General features: G+C 41.6%; 11 protein-coding genes. 3 read left to right on the plus strand and 8 right to left on the minus strand.

Translation table 11 applies throughout. From position 1 onward, the window contains the following. Positions 1–7: 7 nt before the first annotated feature. Both G399_RS0115155 and fabB read right to left on the minus strand, forming a co-directional pair. Positions 8–1,156 (minus strand): 4-phosphoerythronate dehydrogenase, encoded by a 1,149-nt coding sequence (locus G399_RS0115155; RefSeq protein ID WP_006010519.1) that lies wholly within the window; start codon positions 1,154–1,156, stop codon positions 8–10. A gap of 155 nt (positions 1,157–1,311) precedes the next feature. Continuing rightward, positions 1,312–2,526, minus strand: coding sequence for a beta-ketoacyl-ACP synthase I (gene fabB / locus G399_RS0115160; protein ID WP_006014229.1), 1,215 nt, complete (start codon positions 2,524–2,526; stop codon positions 1,312–1,314). Between the two features lie 524 nt (positions 2,527–3,050). Between fabB and mnmC the strand changes: the two genes are divergently transcribed. After that, on the plus strand, positions 3,051–5,195 hold the full coding sequence (mnmC, locus tag G399_RS0115165; protein WP_006014231.1) for a bifunctional tRNA (5-methylaminomethyl-2-thiouridine)(34)-methyltransferase MnmC2/FAD-dependent 5-carboxymethylaminomethyl-2-thiouridine(34) oxidoreductase MnmC1: 2,145 nt from the start codon (positions 3,051–3,053) through the stop codon (positions 5,193–5,195). Here mnmC and G399_RS21340 read toward each other — a convergent pair. The 6 genes from G399_RS21340 to G399_RS0115195 form a co-directional block, all read right to left on the minus strand. Further along, entirely contained in the window at positions 5,178–5,954 is a 777-nt protein-coding gene (locus G399_RS21340) for a FlgO family outer membrane protein (RefSeq protein ID WP_006014233.1), read from the minus strand. The genes mnmC and G399_RS21340 overlap by 18 nt on opposite strands. A 1-nt stretch (position 5,955) precedes the next feature. After that, positions 5,956–6,705 carry a FlgO family outer membrane protein gene (locus G399_RS0115175; RefSeq protein ID WP_006014236.1) on the minus strand — a complete coding sequence of 250 codons (750 nt, stop codon included), beginning with the start codon at positions 6,703–6,705 and terminating at the stop codon, positions 5,956–5,958. Next, the gene (locus tag G399_RS0115180) at positions 6,702–7,343 is read right to left on the minus strand and encodes a FlgO family outer membrane protein (protein WP_006014239.1); all 642 of its coding nucleotides are present in this window, start codon (positions 7,341–7,343) and stop codon (positions 6,702–6,704) included. The genes G399_RS0115175 and G399_RS0115180 overlap by 4 nt, the downstream gene beginning before the upstream one ends. A 96-nt stretch (positions 7,344–7,439) precedes the next feature. Then, the gene (locus G399_RS0115185; protein WP_006014242.1) at positions 7,440–7,733 is read right to left on the minus strand and encodes a YfcL family protein; all 294 of its coding nucleotides are present in this window, start codon (positions 7,731–7,733) and stop codon (positions 7,440–7,442) included. A gap of 159 nt (positions 7,734–7,892) precedes the next feature. Further along, positions 7,893–9,029 carry an ATP-NAD kinase family protein gene (locus G399_RS0115190; RefSeq protein WP_006014244.1) on the minus strand — a complete coding sequence of 379 codons (1,137 nt, stop codon included), beginning with the start codon at positions 9,027–9,029 and terminating at the stop codon, positions 7,893–7,895. Beyond that, complete coding sequence (locus tag G399_RS0115195; protein WP_006014246.1) at positions 9,023–9,610, minus strand: elongation factor P hydroxylase; 588 nt, start codon at positions 9,608–9,610, stop codon at positions 9,023–9,025. Before G399_RS0115195 ends, G399_RS0115190 begins: the two co-directional genes overlap by 7 nt. 168 nt (positions 9,611–9,778) lie before the next feature. Here G399_RS0115195 and G399_RS0115200 point away from each other — a divergent pair, with 168 nt between their 5' ends. Both G399_RS0115200 and G399_RS0115205 read left to right on the plus strand, forming a co-directional pair. Then, on the plus strand, positions 9,779–10,222 hold the full coding sequence (locus G399_RS0115200; protein ID WP_034897419.1) for an acyl-CoA thioesterase: 444 nt from the start codon (positions 9,779–9,781) through the stop codon (positions 10,220–10,222). Positions 10,223–10,258: 36 nt separating this feature from the next. Further along, positions 10,259–11,440 (plus strand): retropepsin-like aspartic protease, encoded by a 1,182-nt coding sequence (locus tag G399_RS0115205; protein ID WP_006014250.1) that lies wholly within the window; start codon positions 10,259–10,261, stop codon positions 11,438–11,440. Positions 11,441–11,462: the final 22 nt, after the last annotated feature.

The raw sequence follows: 11,462 nt of genomic DNA on the forward strand, positions 1-11,462 counted from the left end.
ATTATCGTTAGTTGGCTATTTTAAACCCTATTGACGCAGCTATTTGTGCCACGTTCTTGTTATTCTTTTTATGTGCTGTGTCAGCGGCAAACTCAGTCTGTACTGCGCTAAATTCTCGTCTCACTGGATAATGTGTTCGAATATCAGCAAACGCCTCTGATTTTGCCATGCGAGAGCGAAAAATACCATCATCCTTTTTGATGTCGTACATAAACTTAACCATCTGAAATAATTGATTTAAAGGTGAAAATGATGGATCCACGCACAGGTTCTTTTCAAAATCAGGTAGGAATTGTTCTAATTTAAGCACATTTTTTTTATTAAAATGACGACAAAAGGCATCGTAAACCATCGACGTCCCTCTCGCTTTACCTTCCAATGTATGCCCAGCAACATGTGCTGTTGCTATGCGAACATGAGGGATTAATTCATGTTTGATAAAGGGTTCATTCTCCCACACATCAAGAACAACATTTAATTTTTTACCCATTTCAAAACAGCTTAACAATGCGTCGTTATCAATAACTTCACCTCGACAAGCATTGATAAGATATTGATGCTCAGATAACTTTGATAATTCGTCACTACCGAACATGTGCAAGGTAGAAAAATCTCCTTTTGTTGCAAGTGGGGTGTGCAAGCAAATAATATCGGCCTGCATTGCAGTTTCAAAATTTACAAATGACCTTTGGTCACCTATTTTTTGTAAAGGTGGGTCACATAAAACACAGTTTATTTGCAAGCCTTTTAAGATACCAGCCAGTGCGGTTCCTACATTTCCAGCTCCAATAATGGCTACTTTTTTAATAAACGGATTGAATTCATCTTCAAACGCAAGCTGAAAAATAGCGCTCGTTACATATTCAGCTACGGCCGTCGCGTTACAACCACCCGCCGCATACCATTTCACATTATTTTGCTCAAGGTAATCAATGTCCAGGTGATTGAAACCTGCTGTTGCGGTCGCCACAAATTGTAATTTATTGGCTTTTTGTAATAATGTCTCATCCACTTTCGTCGTCGAACGCACAAATAAGGCATCAATATCAACCAGCGCTTCACACGTTAGGCTGCCTGATTCGAAAGCTTTTGCTTCACCTAAGCTAGAAAAAAAAGCATCGGCATAAGGCATTGCTATATCGTACAAAATATTCAATTACTGTTCTCCATGCTTTATACGTTAGTAAAATTCTGTTTACTATGGGTAAAAATTGCCAACTAAAACTGATATAAAAAAACCATTCAATATTGAATGGTTTTTTTATTCATTGTTTAGCCATCCCCGAAATGCGCGAGCAAGCTAAAGGGGAGTTAAGCGTGATATTTTTTAAATACCAAGGTGGCATTAGTGCCACCAAAACCAAAACTATTTGACATGATAAGGTCTAATTTTGCTTTTCTAGTTTGGGTCACAATGTCCAAACCTTTTGCTGCTTCGTCTAAATTTTCAATGTTAATTGACGGTGCAATAAAGTCGTTTTCCATCATCAGCATACTATAGATGGCTTCGTTTACACCCGCAGCCCCTAAAGCATGACCGGTGAGTGATTTTGTTGCACTCATCGGCGGACTATTTTCGCCGAATAAGGTCTGAATAGCCTCTAACTCTTTTACATCTCCAACGGGTGTCGATGTGCCGTGAGTATTCAAATAATCTACTGGTTGATCAATACCTTGTAATGCCTGTTTCATGCATCTAACAGCACCCTCACCGGATGGTGCAACCATATCATGGCCGTCAGATGTAGCACCGTAGCCTACAACTTCAGCATATATCTTCGCACCGCGCGATAGTGCATGCTCTAACTCTTCCACAACGACCATACCGCCGCCACCAGAACTAACAAAACCATCGCGATCAACATCGTATGTGCGCGATGCCTTTGTTGGATCATCATTATATTTAGTTGATAGCGCTCCCATTGCGTCAAACTGGCTTGATAAAGCCCAATGCAATTCTTCGCCACCACCCGCAAAAACCATGTCTTGCTTGCCTAACTGGATCATTTCTAGCGCATTACCAATACAATGTGCACTCGTTGCACAGGCAGAAGAAATACTATAGTTCACGCCTTTAATCTTAAAGGGAGTTGCCAAACAAGCTGAGACAGTACTACCCATGCAACGAGTTACCATGTAAGGACCAATTCGTTTCACACTTTTTTCACGCAAGATATCTGCTGATATCACTTGATTTTCAGAAGATGCGCCACCGGAACCGGCAATAATACCCACTCGTTCATCCGAATATTGCTCTTCTGTTAATCCGGCATCTTCTATCGCTTGTTTCATCGCTATATACGCATAGCTTGCAGCGTCGCCCATGAAGCGCAGAGCTTTACGGTCAATGTGCTCAGACAAGTCTATTTTTAGGTCTCCCCAGACTTGGCTACGAAGTCCCATATCGGCAAACTGTTGGGAAAAGGTAATACCCGAACGACCCGCTCTTAATGAATCGGTCACTTCTTGTTTGTTATTGCCTATGCTCGATACGATGCCAAGGCCAGTAATCACTGCTCTTCTCATTTTTCACCTAATATATTGTTGCGAATTCATTATTATTTTTTATACTGCGCGGTGCAAACTTTTGCAAGCCTACAACTTAGATCAATTCACTCGCCTTGTTGTTTTGCGAAGACGTTAATCTGTAAACTTGGATTTAGCGTATTTATTACATTACTGGCAATAGTAACGGTTTTAGTGGCTAAAGTGGTCCGATATTTACAACGTCCGACACTCCTCAGATCAACATGCCTTAAATCAAAGGGGCATATCTGATACAAAAGCCCTAGTAACAAACCGGTAGCATTGTCCTCTGTTGCTAGTGTAACCTGTTTATGGCGTGCCGTCTTTGCTGGTTTAAGTCTTGTGCGTGACTGTGTCAGGATGTTTTCACATGATATACTGGTGGCACTTAACTCAGCACGGATTTACCTGTAATTCATATCAACAGTTAAACGTAGACTGACTAAATTAAGAACGAATTTTGTTCGATGTAACGTTAGCTGACAACATACTATCTGTTTTATTCGATGAGTGAGAAGTGTTTTTTGAAAATATCCAATGCCAACATTGCTTTTAATGAAAAAGGAACTCCGGTCACAAATACAATCAACGACGTCTACTTTTCGAGTGAAAACGGTATCCAAGAAGCTCATCACGTATTTATAAAAAGTAACAATCTAAACGAACGTTGGGCTGCATCTTCTCTTCCTAGCTTTCACATCGGTGAAACCGGGTTTGGTACAGGGCTTAATTTTCTCGTTGCCGCGCAGCAGTTCATCACATTTAGAAAAAATCACCCCGCATCGCAGTTAAGCCAACTGTATTTTTTTAGCACTGAGAAATACCCTTTAACTAAGTCAGATTTAAGCAAAACGTTGGCATTATGGCCCGAGCTAGCAACATTAAGTGAGTCATTGCTTGCGCTTTATCCTATGCCATTATCTGGCTTGCATCGAATCCACTTGTTTGCTGATCAAGTTGTTTTAGATTTATGGTTAGGCGATGCCATAGAAGGTTTTACATATGCCCATGCGCACCAAGAAGGTCGGATTGATGCTTGGTTTTTAGATGGCTTCGCGCCTAGTGATGACGAATCGATGTGGCAACCGGCTCTTTTTAAACAAATGAAGCGATTGAGCCGAGACAAGGCAACTTTTGCGACACTGACCACTACCAAGATTGTCGAAGAAGGCTTAAGAGGTATCGGTTTTGCTATACAAAAACAAAAATGGCTTGCCACCAAACCAGAAATGCTACGGGGTAGCATAACGTTTGAAAAGAATGAGCAAATTACACCAAGGCAAGCGCCCATATTTCATCGCCATCCACCAACAACCGACACTCCGTCTTTAAAGCAACAACATGTTGCCATTATTGGCGGTGGCATCGCTGCTGCTATTTGTGCCTTGAAACTCATTAGAGCCGGCAAAAAAGTAAGTTTATTTTGTGCCGACAAGACCCTAGCCCAAGGCGCTTCAGGGAATGAACAAGGCGGTTTTTACCCGCAACTTAATGCGGAAGCAGGTATTGCCAGCCAAATTCATGCGCAGAGCTTTTTATATGCTCGTCAGTTTTATGACCAGTTATTGTCACAAGGCTATTGGTTTCAACATCAATGGTGCGGGGTTTTACAATTATGTTTCAGTGATAATGTGACTACACGTTATCAAAATATGATGCGCAAACAAACCTGGCCTCAATCCCTAGTCGATTGGGTTGAACCAAAGCAAGCCTCAAGCATTGCTAATTTACCAATTACTAGCCCTAGCCTGCATTTGCCATTGGGCGGATGGTTGTCACCACCCGGTTTAGTGCATGCGTGTATCGACGCTGCCCGTAAAGGCGATTTTAACCTTTATCTAAACCATCGACTGGTTAGTATCGTGCCAACTGAAAGCCAACTTCAAAACCAACTAATATTTAAGCACATTGAAGATGACTTTGACGCTGATGTCGACGCGACTTTAGAGGCTGCTGTGGAAGCTACTGTAAATGAAACGGCGGATATTGTTGTACTCGCTTGCGGTGCCGAATCACACCTATTAAGCGGTCTGGATTTACCATTTCGCATGACTCGCGGACAAGTAGAGCGTATTCCAACCAACACAAGTTTGTCGGGCCTCAGTGCCGTCTTATGTCACAAAGGTTATATGACACCCGCACACAATGATCATCATGCAATGGGCTCAACTTACGTGAAAAATGATATGAATACCGAGTATAGAGAGAGTGAAGGAGAGTTAAATTTGCGCATGCACCAACAAGCCTTAAATAATACTTCTTGGTCAAACAAGCTTGCATTAAATAAAGCGGTCAGCGACGATAGTTTGCGTCATGATTTACCTAATAATGGTTTACCTAATAATGATTTACGCGGCAGAGCCGCTATTCGCTGCAGCCTTCCCGATCATCTACCCGTAGTCGGGGCTTTTCCGATAATTGAAAAACAAAAGATAGAGCTAAGCGAGCTATATAAAGCGAAAGCCGATGATTATTATCCAATCCCTTCGGTACAGCCCAACGTTTACTTGCTCACAGGCTTAGGTTCAAGGGGCTTAACGACCGCCCCATTGATGGCTGAAATATTGGTAAGTCAACTGTGTTCAGCACCATTGCCACTGGACAGTCGATTGCTTAATGCGCTTAATCCTAACCGCTTTGTAGTGCGAGATTTAATCCGTCGCAGATAGTCTTGAAATGTAATCGGGGCGCAGGCTTTGTGCAATAAAATGCGGAATTAACACCGACGCACTAGCAACGACACGCCCATTCTCAATTGAGATAATTCGCGCATTTATCTGAACTCCTTTTGACTTATCAATCATAGTGCCTGACAACATATGATCCATTTTCATATTTTCAGCAAGTTTAAGTGCCTCTCGCGAAAATACAAAATCGCCACGTTGCGTAATATTAAGCGTACTTGTCATCTTAAAATCAACTACTGCCAAGCCAAATTGCTGTATTTCTGATATAAAGTATTCAGCAAGTTGATTACCTAAAATATTGGTTTGTTGTAAGCTTTTGTCCAATCGCACAAATGAAGCAACGCCAATTAAGTCATCTTTTTTCATGCCGGCGCTATTGCGCAATAACTGCATGGATAGTTGGCCCGCATAATCTGCAAGTGACTTGTGCGAAAAACTAGGGCGGAACAAGGTAGAAGGCGCCTGCCACGGCTGCATATAATCAGCTTTACCCATATCGTCAATTACGCCATTGTCCATTGATGATCCGGCATCCCCCTTGTAATTTTCGAGTGAGATACCCGAACGCCCTTTGGACAGCTTATCGTCGCCTAGTTGTAATTCACCTCCCTCTTGTTCAAGCAAAAGATCAGCGATAGTTCGCGGCGGCGTATAACCCGCCATTAACATTTTACTTACAGCACAACCATTTAAGAAAATAATACTCGCTGCCGCTAAAATCAATTTTTTATTGATAGCCATGTTACTCGCCTTTTATTAATCTAACGCCATCAACAATGTCAGTCGCCTTGCTTGATTCACTTGGTATCAAGGCGTCAACAACATAAAATGGGATCAGCATCTGTGAACTTGCAACGATCACGCTAGACTCCATACCAATCATTTTAGCATTCACGATATAACCGCCCTGATGCTTCGTCATCGTACCTGTTAAGACGTACTGAATAGGTGTTGCGCTAGTTAGGTCAAGAAAATCACGTGATAACACAAAATCTCCGCTATCGGTGACTCGAATAAACTGAGTCGCTTTAAATTCCACGACAGGCATTCTGAATTTATGAAATTCATGAGCAAATGATTCCGCAATTTGATAACCCAACAGGTTGGTTTCTTTTAGGTCACTGTCAATTAATGAAAAGTGCGTCACAGCCACAGGAGTGCGTTCTGTCACGTATTCCATATTTGATACTAGATCTTGCGCCATATTACGCACGTAATCGCCAATATTTTTAGCCAGCGGACGGCTTTTGTAAGCGCCATTCACGCTAGAATAGACAGTGGGTTTTACAATCGCGCCAAATTCATCAATACCTTGTTCTTGAGTCTCTTGCGCTGCTAATGTATTTTCTATACCTTCAATATTAACGACTCCGTTTTGCGTCTCAGATGCAGTCACATCTTCGTTAGTTTTGTTGCGAAAAGGGCTAATGTCTGGCAACACTGAACAACCTGATAAAGTCACAAGTGCAAGGGTGGTAATTAAAAGCTTCATAGGGCTGCTCCGTTAGATTGGTTTTCAATTCTGTATAGTTTTCCGCCGCGAGTCGTCACTTGCTCTGTTTCCCAAAAGATGTCTCCTGGAAAGAATTTAGTTGCAGCGGCAACCACATTTTTACTTCTTGCATTAATAATTCTGGCATTGACCACAGCGCCTTGTTGTTGCTGTGTCATTGTGCCGGTGATAAAAAAGTCCACCCGCTGTACTGCGTTTAATTTGTCGACATCGCGTGACAAAACGCGGTCAGAATTTTCCGTAATGGTGATAGTATTTGCCGCTTTGTAATCCTGAGTAACAAATCCACGCTTCACGGCTTCAGTCATTAAGCCTTGTTCCAGCTGTTGACCAAGTAACATAAGCGGTTCTTGATGTTTGTGATTCGATTTAAATGAGTCCACAGGAACAAAACCAGCAACCGCGAAGCGATAATTGCGGTCAGGTCTCAAGGTAGCAAATAGCTCATTTGCCAATTGATTGGTATGATATTCAACATTTCCAAGCGCTCTTGGTTTTGGGTTTTTAGCCTCTGTAACCGCAGGGTTGATCATTGAACAACCCGACAAACTTAGCAGCAACAGTAAACTCAACATGCTGAGGATCAAAACGGCATAAGGTGTAAATGAATTTTTCAAAACAATTTCTCACAAAGTGGCAAACTCTTGTATTTGCATGGAGGATTGCAAGAAGAGTTCCACTTTGCAGAAATTTATTTTATTGCTGAAAAAAACTTATAATTGAAATAACGAATTAAACAAGGTGTTGACTTGTTCAGCGTCTGAAGTGCTAAGTTCGTTATTCCCAAACGCTTTTTGTAATTGCTTATCGAGCGTGACTTGTAAAGTCGAAATAGGATTATTTTCGCCCTGTTCGATCAACTTTTCAACATTCGCAACAGCGACATCAAAATGGCCATGTAAGTAACTTGCTATGAACAATTCGTGATCGCTGCCGTCTACGATGAATGAATCTAAATGTGCCTGCATTTTATCGGCTTTTTCGATGAAAATCGAATCTTGACTCAAAACTTCCTCCTTTTTATATTAACGAATGTTGTGCGTGACTTTAGCTTGCCTGTAAATAATTGTTGATGCTAGAACTTATGCGCACTGCGTGCAATGCAAACAGGTGCTGGCATCCAGTGTCAAACTGCAGTAGATAACCATAAAACACATATTCGTGTTTTACATAGAGCCTACTGAATATAACACTAAGTCATGAAAGCCCGTAATAACAGGAATTGGACCTACTAGCATTTCATCCAATGTCGTATCTCCTGAGTCAGAAACTAAAGGTCGTCCCTGTAAACTTTGTAATTTTGATTTTGTAGCGACGACTAAGATATTTTGCTTACTTACCATTTTAACTAGCTCAGGTGATAGTTGCTGATTGCCGCGCCCGAGAATATGACCTTGCCCACCAATCAGAGTGAGCACTATTTTAACCGGCTTATTTGCACAGTGTTCAAGTAAAGATGCGGCGGTCAGATCGTTTGCAAGCAATTGCTGACCCCGCACTAAATCAACACCAAGTAAGGTATTTGAAAGGCCGAGTTCCTGCATAATGCTATCCACCGTAGAGCCCGACCCCATGACAAATAATGTATCAGGCTCATCGTCCATTAATTCAATGACATGCGCTGCAATATCTGACAATACAAGTTCATCTGACTCTTTGCCACCCATTTTCACCGCTTGAATATAACGTAATTCTTCAGGCACCAGCATCTCACCATAGTGCTTTGCTATGACTCTGCCGGCCCTGAATTCAGTTTCATCAATGTCTTTAACTTCACCTGACATTAAACTGACTAGTTCACCTTTGATCACTTGTGCAACAACTTGACCTGCCGCTTTTGGCGTGATCGCATAAACACCGCTGTGTATCTTACACCCTGCAGGAACGCCCACAACAGGACAATGGTTTTCAACTACTTCGCAAATATTTCTGGCTGTTCCGTCGCCTCCCGCAAATAAGATTAAATCAACCGCTTGCGCGATTAACTCAAGCGCTGCCGCTTTAGTGTCAGCCGATTCAGTTTGTTGCGCTTGATGCTGATAAACAACCACATGATTAAAGCCCATTGACGACAGTATATCTTCTCCCATTTCACCGGATGCAGTATAAATAGAAAGTTCGTTTTTGAGCGGTAATAGAGCTTGTAAAGCAATTGCCATTCTTTTGCCTGACAACTTTTCAGCACCTCTAATCAAAGCCTGTTGGCGGATGTCAGCACCATCACTGCCTTTTAATGCAAGTGCACCGCCAATGCCTGAATAAGGATTAATTATTAAGCCTAGTTTAAATAATCGTTTCAACATCGTGCTCCATAGTCGGTTTTTTCATGTTCAGTAATTTGTTGGGTAGTTAAAGAGGCCGTCGCATAAAAGGAATGAAGTGCCTCTAAAAATTGTTGAGTACGTGTGTTAAAGCCTGATTGAATGAACCTTACCAATTGTTGCTCTACCGCGCGTTCAAATTTTTCACTAGACGTTTGCCCGCCTTGCAGATTATCTATACTTACCCGAAATGTAATATTCGAGGCCAATGAAAAGGCGTATTCCACCGCCTGTGGTTTTACTTCAACGGCTTCGAATTGTGTTTGTTGATGGGGGTCACGACCGTCTGGAAGATACCAATAACCATAATCAATTTGGGTACGCCGCTGTGTTCCAGCTAAACACCAATGTGCAATTTCATGCAGCGCACTAGAAAAATAATCACGTGTGAAAATGACCTGAGCATACTGACAAGCGTCATTACTCGGTTTATAAATTGGCTCCTCAGAATCACCAACCAAAATTGTATTTTGTGTCTGTGCAAAACAATAATTAAATAGCTCAACTAGATCGTTAGCTTGTTTAATCGTGCTGCACTTAACTGGGAAAAGTAAATCTTTCAAAAATACAAACTCATTGAATTGACAGAATGTTCACAAATGAATACCTATTGTACTGTAAATCGAGTTAATCTGGGCATTGGATTGCAAATTTTTGTCCAAAAACAGGAAGTAAAATTGAACAAACCGGCACAACAAATATTGAATGTCAACGACGAGCGCATATCCGCACTGGCATGGCAACGAAACCTGCCGTTTGTAAACACGTGGCATATACAACAAGAACACATCGATCACTATCAGCATGTAAACAACGTGGCATATGTTTCACAACTTGAAACGCTCGCTTGGCAGCATTCCAATTATTTGGGGTTGAGTATGCAAGAATATAAAAATCTCGACCGAGGCATGGTTATTCAGCAACATGTATTGAATTATCAGCGGCCCTCGCATTTGCACGATGAAATTGCCTGCGCTACTTGGATAGTGGCGTGTGATAACAAATGTAGATTGAGCCGCGAATTTCAGTTTATTTCAACACGAACTCAGAAGACCGTATTTACGGCACAGACCCATTTTGTCTGTGTATCACTCACAACTGGCTCGCCCAAAAAGATGCCTCGCGAGTTTGTGGGAATATATGGTGATGCTGCATCTGCTCATCAATTAGGCTAATGTGATGAACTTACTAAAGGAATAGGATACATAGTCATGCAAAAATTCTTTACGGTCGCGCTGCTGCTTTCTTTAGGTTTGAATGCTTATTTTTTATTTAAAATGAATGCCGACAAAACAGCGATCCAATCTGCGCTGTCGAGCACAAGCAACAGACTGAATGAGCCTAATATCAGCAATTTTGAGGGATCCGATACGTATATAAAAATCAATCATGAACACCGTGATAAAGCAGTCAGCAACGCCGAAGATGCGGTACTTCAACAGCAAGCTATAAATGCGGTCATTGCGCCGCAGGCGATGTCAGTTGATGAATTATTTACACTACTGCAAACCTTACAATCTAGACAAAAATATGCCGATTTGAAGCTTCCCTTGCGTGAATATTTAAAACTTTATCCAAATGACTACAAGGCTTGGCTGATAGAAGCTGACTTCTTTTTGCATACCGAGCCACTTAACACAGCAATCGTATTTTATTATGATTTACTGGAAAAGATGCTTCCCGAGGAAGAGGAAAATAAGGTTACCAGTATTATTCAATCGAATACCTCAAAAGCTATTCAGCAACTTAGCCGCGACACTGCTTGGGATTTATTAGCCACATTCATTGAGCCCTTGCTACAAATTGATCCTCTAAACCGTGAATATATCATGGGATTAGCGAAAGCATACGGTAAACAAGGACAGGTAACACTGATGGAAAACGCACTTGCTGCATTGCCTTACGATGATGCTAGAGCGCAACAATTACGTCAATCAATCTACTCCCCAACAGCGGCAGACATTGCCGGTGAAGTACAAAATAAGGTGACTGAAACAGCCAGTTTATCGAAACGAAAGGTGCCTGTTTTAGGCAATGGACAACAGTTTTTTGTGAGGACTAAGATAGATCGCTATAGCGAATTGCTATTGCTCGATACTGGCGCCTCTACCACTGCTATAAGCCAGCGTGTATTTATTAAACTACCCGAAAGTGACAAAGAATTTGTAGGTAATTTTACTGTACAAACAGCAGGAGGAAACATTGAGGCACCGCTGTTTACTTTAACAGCCATCACGGTGGGTGACATCACTATAAATAATGTCAGTGTGATTGTGTTGCCTGACGAAAGCTTTAGCGGGAAGTTTCAAGGATTGCTTGGTATGAATGTATTAAGAAACTTCGATTTCAGATTTGATCCAGAAAAGCAGAAAATGACACTATTTGAGCGCTAAAGCAAATACTTACAGTTTAAGT

It is taken from the genome of Brumicola pallidula DSM 14239 = ACAM 615 (assembly GCF_000428905.1).
GTDB lineage: Bacteria > Pseudomonadota > Gammaproteobacteria > Enterobacterales > Alteromonadaceae > Glaciecola > Glaciecola pallidula.

Excerpts from the sequence above, each read along its gene's own strand:
- fabB (WP_006014229.1), bottom strand. The coding sequence starts at position 2,526 with ATGAGAAGAGCAGTGATTACTGGCCTTGGCATCGTATCGAGCATAGGC.
- G399_RS21340 (WP_006014233.1), bottom strand. The coding sequence starts at position 5,954 with ATGGCTATCAATAAAAAATTGATTTTAGCGGCAGCGAGTATTATTTTC.
- G399_RS0115175 (WP_006014236.1), bottom strand. The coding sequence starts at position 6,705 with ATGAAGCTTTTAATTACCACCCTTGCACTTGTGACTTTATCAGGTTGT.
- G399_RS0115190 (WP_006014244.1), bottom strand. The coding sequence starts at position 9,029 with ATGTTGAAACGATTATTTAAACTAGGCTTAATAATTAATCCTTATTCA.
- G399_RS0115205 (WP_006014250.1), top strand. The coding sequence starts at position 10,259 with ATGCAAAAATTCTTTACGGTCGCGCTGCTGCTTTCTTTAGGTTTGAAT.